Annotated in this window: 26 protein-coding genes; 14 read left to right on the top strand and 12 right to left on the bottom strand. The window is 44.6% G+C overall.

Translation table 11 applies throughout. From position 1 onward, the window contains the following. Nucleotides 1-127: 127 nt before the first annotated feature. The 12 genes from CWB99_RS02960 (at nt 128) to CWB99_RS03005 (ending at nt 8,293) form a co-directional block, all read left to right on the top strand. A complete protein-coding gene (locus CWB99_RS02960) occupies nt 128-652 on the top strand; it encodes a 3'-5' exonuclease (RefSeq protein WP_138552528.1) in 525 nt (174 codons plus the stop codon). Further along, nucleotides 652-846 (top strand): hypothetical protein, encoded by a 195-nt coding sequence (locus tag CWB99_RS23960; RefSeq protein WP_171045243.1) that lies wholly within the window; start codon nt 652-654, stop codon nt 844-846. Before CWB99_RS02960 ends, CWB99_RS23960 begins: the two co-directional genes overlap by 1 nt. Further along, nucleotides 847-2,007, top strand: a complete 1,161-nt coding sequence (locus tag CWB99_RS02965; protein ID WP_138552527.1) for a replication initiation factor domain-containing protein — start codon at nt 847-849, stop codon at nt 2,005-2,007. A gap of 2 nt (nt 2,008-2,009) precedes the next feature. Next, nucleotides 2,010-2,363: a DUF1293 family protein gene (locus CWB99_RS02970; protein ID WP_138552526.1), complete on the top strand. Its 354-nt coding sequence runs from the start codon at nt 2,010-2,012 to the stop codon at nt 2,361-2,363. Nucleotide 2,364: 1 nt separating this feature from the next. Further along, nucleotides 2,365-2,601 carry a hypothetical protein gene (locus CWB99_RS02975; protein ID WP_138552525.1) on the top strand — a complete coding sequence of 79 codons (237 nt, stop codon included), beginning with the start codon at nt 2,365-2,367 and terminating at the stop codon, nt 2,599-2,601. A gap of 28 nt (nt 2,602-2,629) precedes the next feature. Continuing rightward, on the top strand, nt 2,630-2,764 hold the full coding sequence (locus CWB99_RS24760) for a hypothetical protein (protein ID WP_283235371.1): 135 nt from the start codon (nt 2,630-2,632) through the stop codon (nt 2,762-2,764). A 254-nt stretch (nt 2,765-3,018) separates the two neighbouring features. Next, nucleotides 3,019-4,671 (top strand): hypothetical protein, encoded by a 1,653-nt coding sequence (locus CWB99_RS02980; RefSeq protein WP_138552524.1) that lies wholly within the window; start codon nt 3,019-3,021, stop codon nt 4,669-4,671. A gap of 1 nt (nt 4,672) precedes the next feature. After that, entirely contained in the window at nt 4,673-4,990 is a 318-nt protein-coding gene (locus tag CWB99_RS02985; RefSeq protein ID WP_138552523.1) for a DUF2523 family protein, read from the top strand. A 2-nt stretch (nt 4,991-4,992) separates the two neighbouring features. After that, nucleotides 4,993-6,153, top strand: coding sequence for a zonular occludens toxin domain-containing protein (locus CWB99_RS02990; protein ID WP_138552522.1), 1,161 nt, complete (start codon nt 4,993-4,995; stop codon nt 6,151-6,153). 25 nt (nt 6,154-6,178) lie between these two features. Continuing rightward, nucleotides 6,179-6,376: a hypothetical protein gene (locus CWB99_RS02995; RefSeq protein WP_249331643.1), complete on the top strand. Its 198-nt coding sequence runs from the start codon at nt 6,179-6,181 to the stop codon at nt 6,374-6,376. Between the two features lie 226 nt (nt 6,377-6,602). Next, nucleotides 6,603-7,409, top strand: coding sequence for a substrate-binding periplasmic protein (locus CWB99_RS03000; RefSeq protein ID WP_171045244.1), 807 nt, complete (start codon nt 6,603-6,605; stop codon nt 7,407-7,409). Between the two features lie 101 nt (nt 7,410-7,510). Continuing rightward, nucleotides 7,511-8,293 carry a PhzF family phenazine biosynthesis protein gene (locus CWB99_RS03005; RefSeq protein ID WP_138552520.1) on the top strand — a complete coding sequence of 261 codons (783 nt, stop codon included), beginning with the start codon at nt 7,511-7,513 and terminating at the stop codon, nt 8,291-8,293. A gap of 116 nt (nt 8,294-8,409) precedes the next feature. On the opposite strand, the gene CWB99_RS03010 is transcribed toward CWB99_RS03005, so the two are convergent. The 7 genes from CWB99_RS03010 to ggt form a co-directional block, all read right to left on the bottom strand. Further along, on the bottom strand, nt 8,410-8,982 hold the full coding sequence (locus tag CWB99_RS03010) for a tRNA-(ms[2]io[6]A)-hydroxylase (RefSeq protein ID WP_138552519.1): 573 nt from the start codon (nt 8,980-8,982) through the stop codon (nt 8,410-8,412). Between the two features lie 284 nt (nt 8,983-9,266). Continuing rightward, nucleotides 9,267-9,920, bottom strand: coding sequence for a sulfotransferase (locus CWB99_RS03015; RefSeq protein WP_138552518.1), 654 nt, complete (start codon nt 9,918-9,920; stop codon nt 9,267-9,269). 3 nt (nt 9,921-9,923) lie between these two features. Continuing rightward, on the bottom strand, nt 9,924-10,298 hold the full coding sequence (locus CWB99_RS03020; protein WP_138552517.1) for an MAPEG family protein: 375 nt from the start codon (nt 10,296-10,298) through the stop codon (nt 9,924-9,926). Between the two features lie 48 nt (nt 10,299-10,346). Continuing rightward, nucleotides 10,347-11,045, bottom strand: coding sequence for an SIMPL domain-containing protein (locus CWB99_RS03025; RefSeq protein WP_138552516.1), 699 nt, complete (start codon nt 11,043-11,045; stop codon nt 10,347-10,349). A gap of 91 nt (nt 11,046-11,136) precedes the next feature. Then, on the bottom strand, nt 11,137-11,952 hold the full coding sequence (locus CWB99_RS03030) for an ABC transporter substrate-binding protein (RefSeq protein ID WP_138552515.1): 816 nt from the start codon (nt 11,950-11,952) through the stop codon (nt 11,137-11,139). A gap of 656 nt (nt 11,953-12,608) precedes the next feature. Further along, entirely contained in the window at nt 12,609-14,303 is a 1,695-nt protein-coding gene (locus CWB99_RS03035) for an NAD-dependent malic enzyme (protein ID WP_138552514.1), read from the bottom strand. A gap of 173 nt (nt 14,304-14,476) precedes the next feature. Further along, complete coding sequence (gene ggt / locus CWB99_RS03040; RefSeq protein ID WP_138552513.1) at nt 14,477-16,240, bottom strand: gamma-glutamyltransferase; 1,764 nt, start codon at nt 16,238-16,240, stop codon at nt 14,477-14,479. Between the two features lie 82 nt (nt 16,241-16,322). On the opposite strand from ggt, the gene rrtA reads away from it, so the two are divergent. Next, the gene (rrtA, locus tag CWB99_RS03045) at nt 16,323-16,895 is read left to right on the top strand and encodes a rhombosortase (RefSeq protein WP_138552512.1); all 573 of its coding nucleotides are present in this window, start codon (nt 16,323-16,325) and stop codon (nt 16,893-16,895) included. Nucleotides 16,896-16,938: 43 nt separating this feature from the next. Here rrtA and CWB99_RS03050 read toward each other — a convergent pair whose 3' ends face one another. The 5 genes from CWB99_RS03050 to CWB99_RS03070 all read right to left on the bottom strand — a co-directional run bounded on the left by CWB99_RS03050 (nt 16,939) and on the right by CWB99_RS03070 (nt 22,687). Continuing rightward, nucleotides 16,939-19,413, bottom strand: coding sequence for a S9 family peptidase (locus tag CWB99_RS03050; protein ID WP_171045245.1), 2,475 nt, complete (start codon nt 19,411-19,413; stop codon nt 16,939-16,941). 304 nt (nt 19,414-19,717) lie between these two features. Further along, entirely contained in the window at nt 19,718-20,659 is a 942-nt protein-coding gene (locus CWB99_RS03055; protein ID WP_138552510.1) for a YeiH family protein, read from the bottom strand. A gap of 62 nt (nt 20,660-20,721) precedes the next feature. Further along, nucleotides 20,722-21,870, bottom strand: coding sequence for a 5-(carboxyamino)imidazole ribonucleotide synthase (locus CWB99_RS03060; RefSeq protein WP_138552509.1), 1,149 nt, complete (start codon nt 21,868-21,870; stop codon nt 20,722-20,724). Nucleotides 21,871-21,872: 2 nt separating this feature from the next. Then, nucleotides 21,873-22,355 carry a 5-(carboxyamino)imidazole ribonucleotide mutase gene (gene purE, locus CWB99_RS03065; protein WP_138552508.1) on the bottom strand — a complete coding sequence of 161 codons (483 nt, stop codon included), beginning with the start codon at nt 22,353-22,355 and terminating at the stop codon, nt 21,873-21,875. A 122-nt stretch (nt 22,356-22,477) separates the two neighbouring features. Continuing rightward, nucleotides 22,478-22,687, bottom strand: coding sequence for a hypothetical protein (locus CWB99_RS03070; RefSeq protein ID WP_138552507.1), 210 nt, complete (start codon nt 22,685-22,687; stop codon nt 22,478-22,480). A 194-nt stretch (nt 22,688-22,881) separates the two neighbouring features. On the opposite strand from CWB99_RS03070, the gene CWB99_RS03075 reads away from it, so the two are divergent. Next, complete coding sequence (locus CWB99_RS03075; RefSeq protein WP_138552506.1) at nt 22,882-23,403, top strand: TetR/AcrR family transcriptional regulator; 522 nt, start codon at nt 22,882-22,884, stop codon at nt 23,401-23,403. Nucleotides 23,404-23,405: the final 2 nt, after the last annotated feature.

The raw sequence follows: 23,405 nt of genomic DNA on the forward strand, positions 1-23,405 counted from the left end.
CTAAGCTCTGCACCTATAAATAATTACTGAGAAACTTAGAAATCAGCTTTTCAGGTCTTTTTTGACCTGTCCGAGGGTTTCGATTTCAGTAACATTCGCTTTAACGCAACACCCAAGGATTTCGGTTATGTTCAAAAAATGTGATTACGTTGTATTGGATACGGAGACTACTGGATTAGATTCAGATGCACGCATTTGTGAAATATCCATTATTGATATGTCTGGCAATGTTCTGCTGGATACGTTGATAAATCCTGAAATCGAAATTCCATCAGAGGCCATTGCCATTCACGGTATTACTAACGAGATGGTTGCTCATGCGCCTGTTATCCAGTCTGTTCTGAACGAAATCAAATCAGCTATCTCAGGCAAAATCCTCGCTATTTACAATGCGGATTATGACATTCGTCTGTTAAATCAGTCGCTTGAGGGGGGTTTGTGGGACACGTCTGATTGCTCATATTGCGTCATGCACAATTATGCAGAGTACTACGGTGAAATTGGTCCCTATGGTGATTACAAATGGCAGCGTCTGGTTAATGCCTGTTATCAGCAGGGTGTTGATACATCTGATTGTGTTGCTCACAGGGCATTGGGTGATTGCCAGATGACGCGTTTGTTGATGGTTGAATTCATGGAATTTGCAGGCTGATGGTTGTTTATTTCGAAAATAATCATCAGGCAGGGGTTCAGGTGACCTATGACCACCCAGAGTATGGGCGTCAATATGATTTTTTCGAAAACATGTATTTATTCAATGCATGGTTGAGCCATGAATATGATTGTCAGTCCATTGAAATAACTGACGAAAATTATCCTCAGTTGGTACAGCAGGGAGTGATTTAGATGTACGGTCCTACTCAAACCAGTGAGTTAGCGTCCAAAATGATTAAAAATCGTTTGGACCGCACACGTAAAAATGAACAAAATCAGGTAGGTATCGACCATCTGGCGTTTACGTTCAAATTGGCTGATTTGCGTTACTGTTCGCGTGCCGGTTATCTCAAATCTAAACAGACTGACCACCTGTGGCCGTCCCATCCAGACATTAAATCCGAGTGTAATTATCACGGTCTCAGCCATGAAAAAACCATGGCTCTAATCGAGACCGAAAAACAACGCATTGCGACGTTAATGTCTGATTTTTATCTAAAAACCCTTCATGTTTTTTGCCGTGAGATTCTCGGTTTTAATCTGTCAGCCCCTCGTGACAGGGGGTTCCATGGTTATCAAAACAGCATGAATCTGGTTACCCATGAGGGTACGCAAATCGGGTTTGTTGGTATTGGTGGTCAGCGCGATACCTGCTACATCCAGATATCAGGCGAGGGGTGCAAACACCTCTGGTCACACACAACGCCGTTTGTACTGCATCATTGGTTATCAAATGTATTGCAAATCAGATACCTAGCGCGTGTCGATTTGGCCTATGACTGTTATGACGGCAATTTTGATTGCAAATATGCTGAGACCGCATTTTATGACAATGCGTTCGCTCGCTCTGGTGGTGGCCGCAGCCCCACAATGTCCCCTCGGCATAGTGTTGATATTAATGGGGTTTACGATGTCGAAATGGTGACGTTTGGTAAACGGACCAGCCCTGTATTTTGGCGTATTTACAATAAAAAATTAGAGCAGGGTATACAGGCTGATTGTGTTTGGTATCGAAACGAGGTCGAGCTGAAAAAATACCCTGTAGAGACATTATTAAATCCTGATGCTGCATTTGCGGGTTTGTGTAGATTTGCGCAATCCATGATAGAGGCTGAGGGTATTAACACCACTGTATCCCCTCGAAAATCTGAGGCTGCAACTGATTTAGCCTCTCGCGCTCGCTGGGTGCGTCGCATGTGTGGCAAGGCGTTGTCTGAAATTCTGGAAATGACCGCTGGCGATATTCAGCAGGCGCTCGGTTATTTAATACCCGATGAATATATAACAGGTAAATCACTCGATTTGCCTAATACATACAAACAAATATTAACGGAACAATTTAGGAGCATTTAAACATGGCTATTGTTATTGCAGGCATTGGCATTACATCATTTCCGCAGTCTAAAAACCCAGATGTGGAAAATGCGGAATTAGAGGTTTTATATCCGTTTGAGTCGGTTGATAGTCCGAAATTCAAGCGCAAATCCGCGGGTAAAACGACGGACACGCCGTTTAATAAAAAACCTATACAGATTAACGTAGCGTATGCGCATTTATTGATTGATACGGGCGCATTTGTTTCGGACCGTGAATACGATTTGAAATTTGCGTTTAATTCGGAAACGTTTGAGAACGAGGTTGTCGAGCTAATACCTGTTGATGCTGATTTAAAACAGCATTTCAAACATTCTCTGGGTGGGCATAAATAAAATGCAATGTATTTATTTGAGAGCTGACGGCACTGTTAGCGCAACATCAGAAACGCTGGAGCAGTGCACGGGTTATGTGTTGGTTCCGGCTGCTGATGCGCAGGCATTAACGGCCAGCTATCAAATAACCAGTCTCGGTATAACTGAGGCGTTTACATGGGGCTTTGGTGTCGTGGTGATGCTGGGGTTCTTGAGTTATAAGGTCCGAGCCGCTCGGGCTGTTATTAAAATGATTTAATTAAACTAAATAAATTGGAGAATATATTATGGCTGATATTTTTGCTGCTGTTGATTTGTCTACTGTCGCGACGTTTATTGGTGCCACTGGTGTCGCAATCGTGGGAATTACCATGGCGCTGAAAGGTATTCAATTAGCGAAACGTGCTGTTCGCGCGGCCTAATCGGAATGGGCGGTTTAATAGCCGCCCTCATCTATACGATTATAGCGATGATGGGGGCGTTAACTGGATTTATAGTCTGTAAAAATTTTGGCTGGGGGTAATAACCAGTGTTTGTTAAATATATATTGGCGCTGTTTAGCGCCATTTTTGTTTGTGGTGTATTTGCATTTGACCCATCACATAGAGACCCTGATAGAACTCAGGAGTCGAGAGGTTTATGTCAGACAGGTAAATATAATGAGGCGTGGGTTAATATGGCCACGTGTAAATCTAACGCAGAGCAGGCATATGCGCCGAAAAAAAACGGCGATGTGTCATATAAAATGTTTCATTATCGTGAGGCGCCTGATGAGAATCAATTTCACCTTTGGGCCACTGCTGCGGGGCAGGTTGGGTGTGACCCTGATAATGGGTGTAACTGGGAGGCGTATGAGGTGCGTCTCGGGTTTTATCGTCCTGATGAGTATATTGAGACACGAACCTGCCCGCCAGAGGATGACCCCAGATTTACTCGTCTGTATGTTGATGTTAATGGCGATGAGCGTTGTGGGCTACCTAACGTTGACGAAAATTGTCCTATGCCGTCTGAGTCTGACCAGCTCACGTTTAGTGCTGATAAACGGTCGCGGTGTTTTGAAAATCCTGACGGCACTATCTGCAAATATAATCCCAGTCAAAACGGCTCATTTTTAATTAGTGACCATTATAACGGTCAGGAATGGACGCAGTGTGGCAATGATGGTCCTGATAAAACTGAGCCTGAGGAGCCATTCAACCTCCCCAAATTGGATGATGTAGAAAAAAATGGCAGGAACCAAACAGGCGCCCCAGAACAGAATGAGGGTGATGGTAGTGAGTCAGGATTGGAAATCGACGCATTAAACAAAATAAATAAAAATTTGGCTGCTGTGATAGATAATCAAAACAGCGGCTATGAAAACATGTATAAAATGCTGGAAAATATACACCTAGATAATGATGACCAATTTAGATTGGTTGAGCAGTCGAATGAATATTTATTTAGGATTCAGAGGGCAAATGAAAAAACCATCGATAACACCAAATTAATCGTTGATGAGTTGCGGGATAAATCTGCTGAGGAGGCCGTTATATCGTCTCTGGATGCCACGCGCGGTACGCTGGAGGCTCAGTTGGATGGCGTTATTTCTGCTGTTGAAATGACTGGAGAGGACCAGTCTGAAATGGTCTCCCTGCTGGGTGAGGTTGTTGATGGTGTTGACGCGTTGGTTGTGGGTGTTGAGGATGCGAACGCAGCAATTTTAGGCGTTGGCGAGACAGTTGGCACCATTAAAACCATTATCGATACTGATGACAATGGCGGTGGTCAGCCGTGTACTGGGCCTGACTGTGAGCCGTGTACTGGGCCGGATTGCGACCCTGAGCCATGCGTCGGTGCGGATTGTGAACCTGAGCCATGTACTGGCCCTGATTGTGAGCCATGCACGGGAGATGATTGTGAGCCTGAGCCGTGTACTGGGCCTGATTGCGAGCCATGCACGGGAGATGATTGTGAGCCTGAGCCGTGTACTGGGCCTGATTGTGAGCCGTGTGATTCGCCTGATTGCCTCCCTGATTTCGGTGTTTTCGACCCAGCTAAATCAGCGTCGTTTTGGGAATCGAGTTACCCAGATGGATTGCCTGGCATATGGTCTGAAAAATCAGAGTTGCTATCAAATACACCTGCCATTTCGTTTTTAGATAAATTCAAATTTAATACGTCAGGTGGTGCGCCCAGCTCACCTAATTGGTGTTTTAATCTGGGCAGAAACATGAATTTTGGGTGTGTCGAACTGGTTGTGATATCGCCGCCTGTGTTGGCATTTATACGTATCTGTATATTGATAACGGCTGTGTTTACCTGTCGCCGTATAATATTTGGGGGTTAATATGTTGGAATGGTTAGCTAAAACGTGGGTTGATTTTCAGCAATTTTTATATTCGATATTATTAACCCTATTGGATGCATTAAAGGATTTGTTTTATTTTATTTTTGAAATATTTATGGATTTGGTTGTTGTTATTTTGGAGGGTATGGGTGCCCTGTTTGAGGGGTTGGATATATCCGGTTATATAAATGGCATACCGCCAAATGTTGCATACTATATGGGTGCTGTTGGTCTGGGTGAGGCCACTGGCATGATAATCACCTCATTAACAATTAGATTTATGTTGCAATTGGTGCCGTTTACGAGATTAGGGAGTTAAACATGATTTACGGAGTGTCAGGTAAAACAGGTGGTGGTAAATCCTATGAGTGTGTTGTTAATCACATCATACCTATGATAACCAAACAAAAACGGAAAATCGTTACCAATATACCGTTGGAGTTGGATGTTTTTAGGGCCGTTTATGGCGATGAAATTGTCGATTTAATCGAGGTGATTGATGGTCAGTTTCATAATTATGGCGGTCAGCGTCCATTTTCCAAACGAGAGCATTATATACAGTATGAGAACTGGCAGAATGAGCAGGGTAATCGGGTTGCGTTTTTTATTGATGAGGCGCATCTGGCGATGCCATCTGGTTCGACCGATAAATCGCTCTCTGAATTTTATGACATGCACCGTCATTATGGGTTTGATATTTATTTGATAACTCAGAATTTCAGAAAAATCGAACGTAACATACGTGATTTGATTGGTACGCATTATCGTTGTATTAAAAAGTCATTTGTTGGTGAGAACGATAAATACATACGAAAAATACACAGCTCTGCGAGTTGCTCAAACTCTACTGTTGTGCATACTGAGGAGCGTGCATATGACCCTAAATATTTTTCGTTTTATAAATCGCATACAAAATCAGGCGTTGCTGTTGATGAAACTACCGCATCAGATACAAAAAAATGGTGGCAGAATGGTTTTGTTATTGGTGGGGCGGCTATGCTGGTTTTGTCGTTTGGGTTGGGTGTTGCTGGCGTGTCCGCTGATGACAAAACGAACGATAAACCACCAATTAAAACACCTGTTGAAAAACCATCATCAGAGTTAAATGCTGGTCCTGATAATCATTCTCAGCAAAAAAATAATGGTGTCCAGGTCGCTAGTGAGCCAGTTAGTTTTTCTGGTAAACACCCATATTATCGGGTTGATTTACATATTAGCGGGTTTGCGGAATATACTGACGAATACGCGAGAATAGTTCGCACGTATCATATTAGCGCCAGTCAAAACGGTCAGCATATGTTTCAAATGGATTTGCGTGATTTAGCGCTGGCGGGTTATCGCACCATTGTCCATAATCGTTGCTCTATACAAATCCAGTTTGGTGATAGTTATGCAGACTGGATAACCTGCGATGCACCAAAAATCGAAATGATGCCGCAGGACAATATGCCCAGTGTTGATGATTCAATGGGGGCTGAGTAAAATGCAATCAGACGATAGGTCACTGGTGACCAAAAAACTGACTAAAAACCAGCGCTATGAGCAAAAAATGAAATCACAGGGTTTGGTTAAACGGACGGTCTGGATACCAGAGTCGCAGGAAATCGAAATCAAACAGATGATTGAGTTTATGATAAAAAATCCGGGACATATACCGGCGCAGGTCCGCAATATTAAAACAGGTCGATTTAAAAAAATTGACTGACTCCGGCCGATAGCCAATATCCTATAATTCATATTATGTTAAATGCTATATCTGTGACAAGTTTACAGTTAATGACTAAGCTTATGCTAACAAATCTAAGAGTCTGTCTACAATGCCGTATGCTTTGTCGTTATATCTTTGTCTAATTTTGCTCTACCCGTTTAAGAGCTTAGCGAATACACCAGAAGTGAGCGTTACGTATCGCGACTATAAAGGCACTCATACCGTGTCAGGTAAAAAAATCAGTGACCATACCTTTCGTTACAATATTCAAGCTGACAAACAAATTCAGGTCACTACTTTAGAATGGCAACCCTATATTGGTTTGAGCTTGTGCAAGCAAGGATGGGTCATGCAGGCCACGATTGCCTTGCTTCACAGTCAGGGCTATGGCGCAACTGTGACTTTTTACCCCTGGGCGCGTGCTGTAGCGTATGCAGAAAATGGAAAAGTAGATTTGCTGGTACCTGAGTATTTCATTGAGCCTGAATCGCCATCGGATACATTTCCAGGTACACGCCGATTAGATCATCTCACTCTCACAGAGGCATTTGGATGGGGTCCGATCGCGCTGTACAAACGCAAGGACTATAACACGGACCACTTTACCAGTTTGGCTGCACTTGCTGATGAACGCATTGGCGTGGTCCGTGGCTATCAAAATACGCCGGAGTTTGACCGACTTATGGATGCTGGTAAGTTCAACGTCATGGAAGCCGTTGATGATGCGCACAACATTAGGCTATTGATGGCTGGACGCGTCAACCTTATTGTTGGCGATCCGGAAGTTATCAAGATGGAAATTGCGTCTTTTGCGCACCATAGCAATATCGAATTGGCGACTATGGCTCAGGATTTGGTGATGGTTGAACCCATTTTACAGATGAACGGGCTGTTTTTCGCCGTTTCAAAGCACAATAAGTACGGTAAAACCCTGGTTATTGAGCTCAATCGGGCGATCGCTGAGTTTAAAAAGCACGGCATTCTGGACGAGATCAAATACAACACTGACAATAGTTGCAATAAACAGTAACTATTGACAGCGGAAAAAGCACAAGCGCCCTGCTGCTCACTGGCCGATTTCACACGCACATGTTAAGGTTGAAGTCAGATGATCCATACAATGAGCATAATGTGAAATTAGATATTTTTCAGGTTGATGCGTTTGCATCAGCGGTGTTTGAAGGTAATCCAGCAGCCGTGTGTCCTCTGCCAAGCTGGCTGCCTGACGACCTGCTGCAAAAAATAGCGGAAGAAAATAACCTATCGGAAACTGCGTTTTTTGTCTCTGCAGAAAACACCTACCAGCTGCGCTGGTTTACACCAAAAGGTGAAGTAGACTTGTGTGGTCATGCAACCCTGGCGACTGCCCACGTTTTGTTTACTCATTTAGGTTTTCATGATCAAACTGTTCAATTCCAAACGCGAAGCGGCTTACTCTCGGTGACTAAGTTGCCTGAGGGATACAGTATGGACTTCCCCGCTACACCTCCACACCCTGTTGACCCCCCTGAGAATATACTAGTAGGCTTGGGAGTTTCCAGCGTTGAAGCTGTATTGGCTGGGTTCGATTACCTTGTCGTACTAAGCCATGAGTCTGAAGTTAAAGCGGTATCGCCTGACTTTGAGAAGCTAGCTCAGCTTGATTTACGTGGCGTTGTTGTTACTGCGCGTGGAGACTCCGTTGATTTTGTCAGTCGCTGTTTCTATCCAAAACTGCGGGTGAATGAAGATCCCGTTACGGGCTCAGCTCATTGCCAGCTGGCACCTTACTGGTGTGAGCGACTAGACAAAAATAAACTGACAGCACAGCAGTTATCTGAACGAACCGGGAAGATAAAGTGTACGCTTGTCGAAGGCAGAGTAATACTTGAAGGCAATGCTGTAGATTATTTGCAGGGTCAAATTTCTATCTAAACACGACTGAAAGTGGTTCATACAAGCAAAAAAGGGAGTAGCATTCCCCTCCCTTTTAAACTTTGCAATCAATTTAACATAATGAAATATGAGGTTTTTACCTTAATTCTATACAATTAATGCAATGCGGCGGTAAATGGAATACTTTCGCAGATCTCGGCTTCTGCAATCAGTATTTCTTCCAGGCGTGCGTCGATCACAGCTTTGTCAAAGTACTCATAGCCAAGTTCAACAAACAGGTTTTTGTGTTTTTCTTCCGATTTGGCTATGGTCACGTAAAAGTCTTTTTCTTTGCCTTCTGGTAAGGCTTCCGCAACCAGTGAAAAGCGCTCATGGCCTCGGGCCTCAATAACCGCAGCAACTAACAAGCGGTCAATTAAAAACTCATCTGAGCCCTGACGAAATAGTGCGCGCATTTTTTTAATATAGGGATCTGCTTTATCGTTGCCCAAAGTCACCTGGCGATCAGTCAGTAATTTAAGCACTTGCTTGAAGTGGATCATCTCTTCAATAGCAAGGTCTGCCATTGCTTTAACGAGTTTAATTCGATCCGGATAATGGCTCAACATTGACATGGCCATACCGGAAGCTTTTTTCTCTGCCGCAGCGTGATCCTGTAAAAAGGTATCAAACTCGGCCATGACTTTATGCGTCCACTCAAAGGGCGTGTGAAATTTTAGTTCAAACATCTGTTATTTATTCTGCTATGAATTTTCTGGGTATTTTACCCAAGAACGGCTGCAATATCCAAACTTGGAGGATGGGCCCTGCTCTTGGGTATTCTCAATACCTGCGACACTAGTATCGGACATTTTTGCGACACAACTAATACCAATTTGCTTAATTAAGTGTTCTATTTTGAGGCGAGAAAATAGGGTCGATAACAAGGCAAAAATTTTGCTATTTAGTTGTTCTAAATGAGAAATTTTTAACGCCGTTAGCGCCCTATTTGCTCCTTCAAATAGAACAGGTATTAAGTGAAATTGGTATAAGCCGTGCTATACAGCAGGCTGTCTCTGTCTGCTTTTCCGTTTCTGGTAGATTCTACTTTCAGTGGATGATCAATCTGCTTCCACGCTGTCACTTTTCCTCCCTGATTAAGGTTTGGCATGGTACTCGCCAAATCAGTATGAATATCCAGAAAGTCCGTCAGTGTTTGTAAGCTATCTGGTTGAGCTACATCCAGGATCAGGTATGTTTGCTGAGAACGCTCTAAAAAACTCAGACAATCTGCGCGGTGCTTGTGATAGCTCTCTATCAGGTACTGATCGCATTCGAGATTATCTGCGCTTAAGTGTTCAAAGGTATCAAAGTAGCAACGTTTCAAGGTGTCATTGAAGCCGCCCTGCTGGGTTTCCAGCCTGGGTAACATACGGGTTAGTAAGCGCCGTATTGAGGGAACCCAGCTTGACATGGCCCTGTCCAGATAAACAAAGCGGCTGTTTGGGTACAGTTCTGACAGTGTTTCGTAGTCATTGAATATAGGGGTATCAGCTATAACCTGAGCTTGAGAAAAGGTTTCTCGGGTGTAAGCTGTGTGTGCTGTTTTAAAACCCAATTCTAAAAAAGCAGCACACACACTGGTTGTACCGGTTCTTGGTAATCCGGTAATAAAGATTTTTTCCATTAATCAAATAAAATAACAGTAAATATTAATAATCGACAGTGCCAGCAGCGACAAAAAGCTCAATGCCATACCCAAAACACGTAGCTTCAGGTTAGCCATATTCAGCGCGAATGAGTGTAAAATACGGCCGATTAAGTAAGTGCTGCCCGTAATGTATAGCCAAATTGCCTGACCACCTTGAAATTCCAAAGCAAATAACAGTATCAATAGTAAAGGCGTATATTCCATGAAGTTGCCATGGGCGCGGATCGCTCGCTCTAAGGCAGGGTTACCACCATCTCCTAGCGCAACTTTGTGTTTGTGACGTAAACATATGATATCAAAACTGAGTTTGATATAAAAAAGCGTAAATATGGCAGCAAAAAATCCTGTTATCATGACGCAGACCTACTTGTAAGTATTATAAGTAGGTCCAGTATAGAGAGTTTATTCAATAAAATACACAGCATACACTTCGGCAGTCAGTGTTGTATCTCCAGTGTTATAGGCCTGACTGACATCCATCGACTCTGCCGCCATCATTTTGCCACGGGCATAAGGCTGTACGGGCACATTCATGGGCGAAAATGATACCGAATATAATCGACCCAGCTCAACATCAAAGTCATCTGCAAGCTCTCTGGCTGCCGCCTTAGCCTCTTCAATAGCAGACTTTTTAAGCTTTTTCATGTACTCAGCTTTGTCTTCAACAACAAATTCCGTGTTATTAAATTGATTAATACCGCTGTCTACAAAGGCCTGAAGCAAGTTTGGGTATTCAGCCAAATCTTTTAGTTTTACCGTCAGGCTGCGACTGACTCTGAAGCCATCAAACTCTTCTTCATTGTTACTGCGATTGTAGCGTGTCTGACGATGCACATTAAGCTGCTCCGCATGGATATCATTGGTCTTGATATCGAAATCTCTGGCTATCTGAATCGCCTTGGCCATGATTTGATCAACATTAGCTTTTGCATCTGGTAATGACTTGTGCTTTTCAGTTATCGCAACACGAATAATGGCTGCGTCAGGCTGTACTTCTACAGAAGACATTCCTTTGACATACAAGTGTGGACCTTCGGGCAAACTGCCTGCTTGTGCGCCGGTACTGAGCGCAAAAATTGCGGCGGCTAAAAGTGAGCGCATGGACGCCTCCTTACTTTAATCAAATGAGATAATGTGGTGTTGAAATTATAACACCACAACAGATGCGCCAATTAAAGCACAAGTTTGTTAATCAATGCTGAATGTTATACGCTTTGTGTAAAGAGCGAAGAATAAAGGGTTCCTCTTGCTCAAAGAACAATCCTGTGTGGGCGATGAGTATCGCTTGCTGTAAATCGGGTCTTTCAAGTGCTGATTGAAACAGGCCGATTGCTTTGCGGCCCTCGTCTGACTTTGCACACGCTATGTAGCCAAAAATAGTCAAACCAGCCTCTTCTATGGCATGAAAACTATATCTGTTGAGGGCCTGTGCAGAAGGATGTTCAGTAATAAAGACCGAGCTGTACTCTATTATCCCGTCCAGCTTGCCCTGGCTCAGCATCGTCCTGAGCCGATAAGCACTTTGATTGCCTTGTGCTACCCAAAAAGCTGATTGGTTCGAAGCGATAAAATTGTCAATTTCCAGGCCATAAGAACGGCCCTCCGACACCCCAATATTCAGGCCCATTCTGACAATGGTGCCCAGAGAAATGGTATCGGGAATATTTGGTTGATCCTTGAGTATTAAACGGTTGGCAGGAAATGACATTAACGGATAAGGCGTAAACAACGCCATGGTCTCTCGCTTAGGCGTCTTAACTTTGTTGTACAGGCACGCTTTTGGATTACGAACGAGTTCTCGCCACTCTCTTTTGCGGCTGGCTGGCATAAAGGTCAGAACTAACTTTCCCTGAAGTGTGTGCTCTAGTTGAAGAAGTAGCTGGGTCCCCAGATCTGCGGGGGCTTTGCGTGAATCTGGAGAGTAGTCTGAAATAATATCTACGTAGATAGGTTCACTCTTTACAAACACAGAAACGAGCAATAAAACAGCTAAGATAGCATAGTGCATTCAGTTCACCTAACTCGCACATCTATGCAAAGCCGGTTTTGCTGGGATCCTACTACAGAGCAAAATGGGGTCGGATTGCACAGACTCTCTATATCAGTGCTCCATGCACAGCCAAACGCTACATGCAGAGCGCTTAATACTAGTATTAAGTGTGGCCTAAAAAGAGTAAATCTGCCAAGGCAATTTAAATAACGAAATCAATGTGAATGAGTACTTTTGGTGGGGGTAGTAAAGGTGATACTATCTTGACTTTTACAATAACCCGGTTGATTATGATGCAAAAATGTCTGTTTTTATGGCTACCACTTTTATTTGTAAACGCGCTTGCGTGGGCTGCTCCAACAATTCACACTTCGAACACTTACGTGCTAAATCTGCAAGTTTTCTCGAATGCACACCCACACACATCAAAAGATCATACATTATTTAAGTTACAATCCAGTCCTGGGTCTACTTGCGAAGCCGTTTACTTTCCCAGTTCTGAAAACGCTGTTTTATCTATAGTAATGTCTGCTCATGCTCGTGAAAAGATGGTAAGAGTTTCTTACATTACTGACGGACAGTATCTTCTCAACAACAATAAATACTGTCGTTTGACGAATGTGTTAGAACCATAGTTAAAAGGCGCGAACATACATATCGCGCCTTTTACCTAGTTACACACTACAACGCTTGTAGTTGCGGTACTCTGGTAACCAGTAATTTTTCTCAATGGCTGCCCAGATTAGGTCTTCCGGCATCTCCAGCGCAACGCCCTCTTCCATCGCTTTCTTAGCCACAGCAAATGCAATCCGTTTGCTCAAAGGTTCAATTTCAACCAGTGAAGGAAGCAAACTGCCTTTACCTGTATTAGCCCAGGGTGAAGACTCTGCAAGTGTTTCACTGGCAATCATCAGCATAGACTCTGTGATGCGTGAGGCCTTAGCTGCCAATACGCCCAGTCCAATGCCCGGGAAAATGTAGCTGTTGTTACACTGCGGAATCGTAAAGGTTTGACCGTTAAACTCGACAGGCTCAAACGGACTACCTGTTGCGACGATTGCCTGACCTTCAGTCCACTCAATCACATCTTTTGGATGTGCCTCAACCTGACGCGACGGGTTGCTTAGAGGGAAGATAATAGGACGTTCACACCCAGAGTGCATCGCTTTAATAACCTGCTCGGTGAATAAACCAGGCTGACCGGATACGCCGATCAGAATATCTGGCTGAGCGCAGTGCATCACATCAAGTAAAGACGCAAATTCACCACTGAAGTTCCAGTTTTCAAGCGCCGATTTTGATTGAATCAATGCTGCCTGGAAGTCGCGTAATCCTTCCATGCCTTCGGTCAGAAGACCATAACGATCGACCATGAATATCTGGCTACGAGCTTGCTCGTCAGAAATACCTTCGGATACCATTTGTGCAATGATCTGTTCTGCAATACCACAGCCGGCAGAACCCGCTCCAACAAACACCACCTTTTGCTCAGATAACTTTGTACCTTTAACGCGGCAAGCCGCCAACAAAGAGCCAACGGTAACTGAGGCAGTACCTTGTATATCATCGTTGAAACAGCAAATTTCGTCACGATAGCGGCCCAACAAAGGCATTGCATTGGGTTGGGCAAAGTCTTCAAACTGGAGTAAAACGTTTGGCCAGCGACGCTTAACGGCTTTGATAAACAAGTCTAAAAACTCGTCGTATTCGTCCTGAGAAATACGTTTATGACGTGCGCCCATATACATGGGGTCATTCAGTAACTTTTCGTTGTTTGTGCCTACATCGAGCATTACCGGTAAGGTGTATGCTGGGCTGATCCCGCCACATACAGTGTATAATGCAAGCTTACCGATTGGGATACCCATTCCACCGATCCCCTGGTCACCCAGACCCAGAATACGCTCACCGTCGGTCACTACGATAACCTTAACCTTATTTTTGGTCGCGTTACGCAGAATATCGTCAATTTGATGGCGTTCTTCGTAAGAAATGAATAAACCACGTGAGCTGCGGTAAATGTCGGAAAACTTTTCGCATGCATCGCCTACCGTTGGGGTGTAAATGATAGGCATCATTTCTTCCAGGTGATCACGTACAAGACGATAATACAGGGTTTCGTTGTTGTCCTGTATAGCACGCAAATAAATATGCTTGTTAAGGTTGTCGCTGAAACTTGAGAACTGCTGATAACAGCGTTCGACCTGCTCTTCTATGGTTTCAAAACGGGGAGGTACGAGACCCGTGAGGTTAAAGTTCTCTCGTTCGCGCTGACTAAATGCACTGCCCTTATTTAATAGCGGAGTTTCTAAAAGCGTTGGGCCAGAGTATGGAATGTAGAGATAATTGGGATCGGATTGTTTAGTCATATTTACAAGCTGTGACTCGTTAAATTAAGTACAAAGAATTATTATTGCGCAAATGCATTAAAATTCAATGAATTTTAAGCATGTCAGACCAATAAAAAACGGCTCTGTTCAGGCATGGTCAATGCGTAAACAGAGCCGTACATTATACGGTAATTCGATCTTAAGCGCCAAACTTACTCGCTGGATTCTCCCATTGCTGCGCCTTCCCTACGTGGGTCGGCGCCCCCCAATAACAGATCTTCTGTTACTGCGATGGCGTGAATACCCGAATTAAGGTCTCGGACTCTCACAGTATGCCCCTTTGCTTCCAAAAGCGGCTTTAACTTGACCACCTCGGTACCTTTTTCAAGCGTGGTGTATTGGTTGCGGTTTGTCACCTTTGGCAGGTCAATAGCTTGCTGCGGTGACATGCCCCAATCAAGTACGCCAATCACGGTTTGTGCCACATAATTGATGATGCGACTGCCACCCGGTGAGCCAACAACAAGTTTCAATGAGCCATCCTTGTTGAATACCATGACAGGGGACATTGAGCTGCGTGGACGCTTGTTAGCTTCCACTCTGTTCGCAACCCAAAGATCACCAATTTTCGGAGACAACGCGAAGTCGGTCAGTTGGTTGTTTAACAGGTATCCGTTGACCATGACGGTTGAGCCAAAGGCCATTTCAATCGAAGAAGTCATAGAAACCGCATTGCCCTGTGCATCCACTATCGATAAGTGTGTGGTTGATGGCAACTCGTAGCTGTTGTCCTGAGCATAAGCCAGCTTACCCATACTAGGGTCTCCAATGGGAACCTCTTTATTGTCTTTATCCGTGATAAGTGCGGCTCTTTGCTTTAGATAAGCAGGATTCAGCAAACCCTGTGTTGGCACTTCTACAAAGTCAGGATCGGCAATATAATAGTTACGATCAGCAAAAGCCAATCGAGAAGCCTGAGTAAATAAATGGAGGGCTTCTGGGTCGTTTGGCTTATATTGACTAAGCTTCTTACCCTCGAGCAGTTTTAGGATCTGCAAAACGGCAATCCCGCCACTGCTTGGTGGAGCCATTGAGCACACCCGGTAACTGTGGTAGATGGTACAAATGGGAGCACGCTCTTTACTGTGGTAGCTTTTAAGATCAGATAATGACAATACACCCGGCGCAATCGCCGATTTTTGGACTGCGCGCACTATGTCATCGGCATTTTTACCTTCGTAAAACCCTTTCAAGCCAAACTCTGCAATCTCTCGGTATAATCTCGCAAGTTTTGGGTTCTTTAACAAAGTACCGGCTTCCAGAGCTTTTCCTTCAGGATAAAAATATTCTTTGGCTGGGGATAACTTGGTCAACCCCGGGTTAAGCTCTTTTTCCAACAGCATATGAAGTCGTGGAGAAACCAAAAAGCCCTTTTCTGCAAGCTCTATTGCAGGCTTAAACAGATGGCGCCACTTCAATTTACCGTATTTATCATGTGCTTGCTTCATTGCATGTAATACACCCGGTGTGCCTACGGAGCGTCCGCCAACAACGGCTTCTATCCAACGTACGGGTTTACCTTCCTTGTCCAAGAACAATGAAGGTGCAGCTGCTTTAGGTGCTGTTTCTCGACCATCGAATGTAGTCAGGTATTCATTTTCTTTGTCGTAGTGAAGGATAAAGGCCCCTCCCCCGATCCCCGAGGATTGGGGTTCAACAAGCGTTAGCACCAGTTGCGCTGCAATGGCGGCATCAATAGCACTGCCACCCTGTTGTAACATGAGCTGGCCGGCTTTGCTCGCATGCGCATTGGCTGCAACGACCATATACTTTTTGGCCGTCTTCTCTTTTTTTAGCTGCAAACCGGTTGCAGCTTCGGGCTCTCTGACTTCTCTGGTGTTATTGTCTAGGGCTAAAGAAGTGAATGGTATGGCGGCGCCAAGCGCCAGTGCGGCAAGTGATAGGCGATATTTCATAGAGTCTGGAAATTCTTCTGATAGATGATTGGCATCATAAAAGTAAACAGGCACAATATGCAAAAAAATTCTAAGAAATATTATGTTTGATCTCCCTTTAGCGCCTCGTTACCTTTTTCCCCCGCTCGTTTTAATGTTCTTTTGTACCTTACTGATGATCCCATCAATCAGGGAAATACTGGTTTTTAACCGAGAGCTGATTGACCAGGGCCAGCTATGGCGGATCTGGACCAGTCAGTATGTTCATACCAACTGGATGCATTGGTTACTGAACGTAGTTGGCATCGTGTTTATCTGGGTACTCCATGCAGAGTACCGCACTCCTAAAGTTTATGCACTTCACCTGTTGATACTTGGATTGTGGACCGGAATCGGGATCTGGTTATTTTGCCCGGATATTCGTATTTATACTGGACTCAGTGGCCTGTTACACGGCGTTATTGTCTGGGGAGCAGTCAAGGATATAAAAGTGGGCGAAAGAACCGGTATTCTGTTATTTCTCGGTATTGCTGGCAAGCTGGTGTGGGAACAATACGCTGGCCCCAGTGAAGATGTAGGTCAACTCATTTCGTCTCGTGTTGCCATTGAATCACACTTAATTGGTGCCGTCGGAGGGCTGGTACTGGCGATACCTCTGTTGTGGCAGAAAAAGTGAACGTTGTAACAGCGCAGATCGACAGATCTGCGCTGTACATTAACTATAGATTTTCTTTAAACAATTTATAGATGCGGCGGTATTCATCTAACCAGCTCGAGGGCTGCACGAACCCGTGTGGCTCTACAGGATAAATGGCAGTTTCGAAATTCTCTTTCTCGAGTTCAATTAATCTTTGTACCAGACGCACAACATCCTGGAAAAAGACGTTATCATCAATCATAGGTGCATTGATCAACATAGGTTTATTTAGTCCCTCAGCAAAATAGATGGGTGAGCTACGACGATACGCAATAGGGTCATCTGCTGGGCGATTCAAAATATTCGAGGTATAGGGGTCGTTATAATAGGCCCAGTCAGTAACGGGTCTGAGCGCAGCACCCGCCTGGAACAGCTCAGGCCGAGTAAATAAGGCCATGAAAGTCATAAACCCACCATAAGAGCCACCATAGGTACCAACAGAGTTTTTGTCTACGTTGACGTTTTCGACCATCCAGTTAACACCATCTGCTAAATCTTCTATCTCTGGTTTACCCATATGGCGGTAAATAGCTGTACGCCAGTCTCGACCGTACCCTTTTGAAGCTCGGTAGTCCATATCCATCACGACGTAGCCTTCGCTGGCAAGCAAGGAGTGGAACATAAATTCACGAAAATACACAGACCAGCCCATATGTGAATTTTGTAGGTAGCCGGCGCCATGGTTAAAGATCACGGCTTTGCGTGTTTTGCCCTGCTCCCCTTCCTGATAGTCAGCAGGATAGTATACCTTGGCATAAATCGGTTGCTCGGTATTGCTCGATGGCACAGCCACCACTTTTGGTGCTATCAGTTTTTTATTCAGAAATTCCTGAGACACAGTATGGGTGATTTGTTTTGGCGTGCTGCCTGGTTTAGCATCAGCGATAAATAATTCAGGCGGCATGACAATTTTTGAATGCGTCAGTAGCAGTTTGCTTTCATCAGGGCTCAACACATAATCTGTCATACCATCAAGGTTTGTCAGCGTTTCAACTTCACCTGATTGCAGCGCAACTCGGTAAATTTCATAGATACCAGGGTGCTTGATGTTTGCCTTAAAGTAGATGGACTTGTTATCTTTTGTCGGCGTTAGCTCTGACACCTCAAACTTTCCTGAAGTCAGTTGCTTCGCCTCGCCGTTCAGGGCTTTGGTATACAAATGGCTGTAGCCTGATTCTTCAGAGAGGTAATACAGGGTATCTTGGTTGTTGAGCCAGCCAAAATCATTGTGCGTGTAGTTTACCCAGGCTTCATCGTGCAAACGATGCTGAGAAACCAGTTTGTTGCTATTAAAGTCAACACTTGCTATCCAGCGGTCTTTATTGTCCCAGGACTCTAACATGACAGCTACTTCAGAGCCCTGTGTATTCCATTGAATTGCAGACTGGTCCCATGCCCAGTCAAGCATCAGTGTAATATGGCGGGGGGCTTTTTTACTGGTATACGTTTTACCAATTGCCTGAGCATTTTCTTTCCTGACTTGTGCCAATACATCCTCATCGAAGCCCGGCAACGTGTTATAAGGCAGCATGCTTTGCTGCTGGCTATTGAGATCGATATAGACAAGGCTGTGCTCGACAGGTTTGTTATCTGCTACGCGGCTGCGTGCTTTAACCGGGTCAATATTACCATCCTGTGACACATAGTTAGGCATGATGTCCTGTTCACTGCGCTCAGGAACGTCTTTGGTTATTGCGACGAGCAGTTTATCCCCCGCGGGAGATAAACTGGCTTCAACAATACGCTGGCCTTTACCCAGATAAAATTGGTTATTGTCGAGAGTGGCGTTTTGCTCGACCAGCGCTTCTTGGCGGCTCTGCGCATCTTTTGCGTTTTTATGCTGCAGCGCCACATAGTCAATTAATTTGTGCTGTTCCTGAGCGATATAAGTTTTTGGCTCAGCAACGCCTTCAGGTGCATCGCTAAGCACCAGCTTAGCCAACTCGGTCGTAAGTCCGGATTCCAAATCAATGGCATAAAAGGCATTACCTGCAAAATAGGAAAGATTGCCCGATGTGAGAAATTGCAATTGCTTTGCCGTTTGACTGGAGCGTGTTAACTGACGAACCGAATTGGAAGCAACGTCTTTGACAAACACATTGCCCGCAAAGGTGTAGGCTTGTCGTTTGCCATCTTGTGAATATACCGCGTTTACAGCACCAATTTGGTGCTTGTCAGATAACGCGACTTGTTCAAGCCCGTGCTGACCATATTTGAAAGTATCTCTTAGCTCACTACCCGCTTGTTTTTGTTTAAACAAAACGGATTGACTGTCGGTACTCCAAAACCCCTTCTCAGGTTTTCGACCTAGCCAGTCAGGATGAGCCATAGCCTGCTCTAGCGTAATCGATTCAGACCCAGTGGCCGCTTTGGACGTAATCACTTTTGCGGGTTGGGTTTCGTATGAGGTCGATTTGTTATGACTTGATTGGGTGACCTGACATCCGGCGAGGAACAGCGCTGATGCCACGGCAAGAGAAGTAAGAGATTGTTTCATTATATGAATTGTCTAAGGTTGTTATTGTGGGCTAATTTAAGCAGAAGAATACGGATAATTCGAACAATTTAAGATAAATGACCTAATAGAACGATTATTGCAAAAAAAAGGCCAGTAAAGATACTGGCCAAATACTCTCTGCGCTCACATAGTCGTTGATGGACAACGAGTATGAAATGAGGCCTATCCACGCCTCATAAAAGTAGACCCGACGCTTGCGTAATAAGTTCCAAAAAAATTCATTTATTTTATTTTTTTTGTAAAGCATTGATGTCTATGTGGAGCACCCGTTCAGTTCACTGTCTTATAATGAGATCAGGCCATCGAGGATCAGGAGTAACATCACGCCACTGACGATAAACCAAAGCACAGAGGCCATAGCAAAAGGTCGCCAACCACTTTGACGTAACATTGTCATTGAGACACCACTGCCTATCAAAAACAAGCTCGCAACCAGAACTGACTTTGCGCCGCTATAAAGTACAGACCATACAGGCTGGTAATCAGGCAACCAGGTATTGATCATTGCCGCAGCGATAAAGCCAACTATAAATAGAGGGATACTCGCCTTTTCGGAAGAGCGCCAAAATACGCCGGCAATAGCAGCATAAGGGACGATCCACATAGCCCTGGTTAACTTAATGGTCGTAGCCATTGTGAGCGCAACCGGGCCATATACTGCGGCGGCCGCCACAACACTGCTGGTATCATGAATTGCCAGTGCACTCCATAATGCGAATTGACTTTCTGACAGAGAAAAGTAGTGCCCAAGCCAAGGGAAGATAAGCAAACCAAGTGCGTTTAGGGCGAAGATTACACTTAATGAAATGGCGATCTCTTCTTGTTTTGCTTTGATAACGGGCGCCATAGCGGCAATAGCGCTGCCACCACAGATAGCCGTGCCAAATGAGATGAGAGTGCCCGTATTACGGTTTAGCCGGAATACCTGGCTCAGTATTTCACCCAAGCCAATCGTCGCTGTAATACTGATAATAGTTAATACTACAGAGCTACGACCTACACTCAAAACCTCCTCAATATTAACGTTAAACCCCAAACCAATGACAGCCAACTTTAATAACCATTTTGAGCCAGAGTTGGATAAATCAGGACAAGGGTTGCCCAGTAATAGCGCAAACCCCAGGCCAATGAACAGTGCCAAAGAGGCGCTGGCAAATGGAGATAACGCAAACAAGAAAGCAAACAGAAATAAGGCTCGGTGTAAACCAGATCGTTCTAATATCATGTTATTACTCCCCAGCAGTCATCAGTTAAAAAACGCCGGGTAAACCCGGCGTGATGATTGCCCTAATTGAGGATCAGGGCATGACTTGTCTGAGCAATGCCGGGGTAATCGACTTCGGGGAGTATCTCAGCAAGCTCAGCCAGCCGCTCGCCCAGTTGATGCAGGCTATTAGCAGAGACATTAATGTGCCCCATCTTTCTGCCCGGCTTTGCCGTTTTGCCATACCAGTGACTCGTAACGCCTGTTACACTCAACACTTCTGCCGGTATACCATCCTGGCCTAACACGTTAATCATGGCAGTCGGTCTTAGCAGGCTAGTATCACCCGTGGGTAAGCCTGTCACTGCACGTATGTGGTTCTCAAACTGGCTGACGTGACAGCCTTGCTGAGTCCAGTGGCCAGAATTGTGCACGCGCGGTGCAATTTCATTGACCAGCAAAGTACCGTTGACATCAAAAAACTCTATTGCCAACACGCCAACATAATTGAGCTCATTGGCAATGGCCGCAAAAGCGGTTTCTGCCTGTGACTGGATTGCAGACTTTTCTTTGCCAGCAACAGACAACGTCAGTACGCCGTTGGTATGCTGATTCTCAGTCAATGGATAAATACGGCATTGACCGTTATGGTCTCTGACACCAATAATAGATACTTCACGATCAAATGGGATCATTTGCTCGGCAATAATCGCATGCGGTGCAGTGTCTGTGCCCGCGGCAAGAAACTCAGACATTTCCTGCCAAATCGCCTCTACTTCGTTATCGTGTTTGACACGCCATTGACCCTTACCGTCATATCCTGCCTGACAGGTTTTGACGACAAGCGGCTTACCTAATTCTTCGATGGACGCCAGAAAATGGGCTTTTTCAGTGATCAACGCATAGGGAGCACAGGCCACTTCTGCTTTTTCCAGCAGCGCTTTTTCTTTAGCACGATCACCACCCGTCAGTATGGCTTCTGCACCAGGGTAAAACTTCCCTGTTTTTTGACATACTGACAGTACATCTGCAGGGATATGTTCAAACTCAGCAGTAATAGCGTCCACATCTGCAATGGCTTGCTCCAGACTGGCACTATGTGCTTCGAAAGTTACTGGATTTATGACTTGCTGGGTCGCCACATCGTAGGCTGAAACCTGAATATCTAAGTGCGTGGCAGACAAGCTCATCATGCGAGCTAACTGGCCTGCGCCTAATACTAATACTTTCATTACTACTCTGCTGGGTTAGGGTTTGCCAGAACGGTGTCGGTTTGTGTTTTACGGAACGCTTCGACCTTCTCGAAAATTTCAGGCTGCTGACAGCCGAGAATTTGTGCAGCAAGCAAACCAGCATTGGCCGCACCAGCATCACCGATAGCAAGAGTACCTACCGCAACCCCTTTCGGCATCTGGCAGATAGACAATAAAGAATCTACGCCATTGAGAGTTTTGGACTTAACAGGCACACCTAATACTGGCAGGCTGGTAAATGCAGCAGCCATGCCTGGTAAATGGGCTGCACCGCCAGCACCAGCAATGATGACTTTAATGCCACGTTCTGCCGCTGAGGAAGCATATTCTGCCAACAAATGAGGAGTGCGGTGTGCAGAAACAACTTTAGTTTCGTAATCAATACCGAATTTATCCAACATTTCCGCTGCATGTTGCATTGTAGGCCAATCGGACTTCGAGCCCATGATGATGCCAACCGTCATAATTATTCCTCAGTTAAAATTGAACGATTTAGGCGCAGTTTTTTGGGGTGTGCGCCAACTTCAGGCGTATTATACCCAAGTGGCGCTTCAAAGCGAATCGACATTTCCGTACCGCCGTGTTTTCAGCCCGGCTGGATACTCTCCTTTATTGTCGCTTCAGTATTACTTTTAGCTTTTCTCCAGTGATGAAAAAAAGCCTCGGGTCCTAAAATCAAAAAGAGTATAGCCAACCCGCCAGGCACCAGTACTACTTTGAGCGCAGGACCCAAGACGTAGCTGTAGAACGTAATGAATGGAATAAACAATACATAACCTATCAATCGCTGCAACATAAAGCCTCCTTAACATAATTGAGCGCGCTCACAATTATAAGTGAGCGCGCTCAATTATCAAGAATTATAATGAGAATTAAGAAGCCATTACTGACTTGTTGTTTTTTACGCAACCTTAAACGGCGTGGTATGTAGTGTGTTAAGGTACCCTGTAACCGTGATATAATAGCGAAAAGTTTTTAGCTTAAGCACCAATGAAAAAGAGAGAAAAAACAAGGCAGTTGATATTAGACAACAGTTGGCAGCTGTTTATAGTACAAGGTTATAAAGATACCTCAACCCGACAAATAGCCACCGCTGCAGGCGTTGCCACAGGAACTGTATTTAGTCACTTCCCTAATAAAATTGATATTCTTAAAACGGCCATGCATCAGCAAATTGACAGCGTGATAGCTTTGGCTCAAAAGACGGATCAGCATCATACTGCAAGGCTTAAGCTCAGACACTACGCCAGTTATTTATTTGCTTTTTATTTGCAACACAGAGAATTTAGCAAGGCTTTACTGGGAGATCTGCTTTGGCATCAGTCGTATTTTGCAGCGCAACTTGATGCTTTCAAACATCTGCTTTTTGCCGAACAGGAATACGATGAAACGAAGGCAACAGTGATGATGGATTGTTACTTTATGACCCTTATACAGGGGTTATCAGACCCCTCTTCTTGTGAAGACTCTATGCTACGAACTCTTACTAATAAGCTGACATTATTGTATTAAAC

It is taken from the genome of Pseudoalteromonas rubra (genome assembly GCF_005887095.1).
GTDB classification, from domain to species: domain Bacteria; phylum Pseudomonadota; class Gammaproteobacteria; order Enterobacterales; family Alteromonadaceae; genus Pseudoalteromonas; species Pseudoalteromonas rubra_E.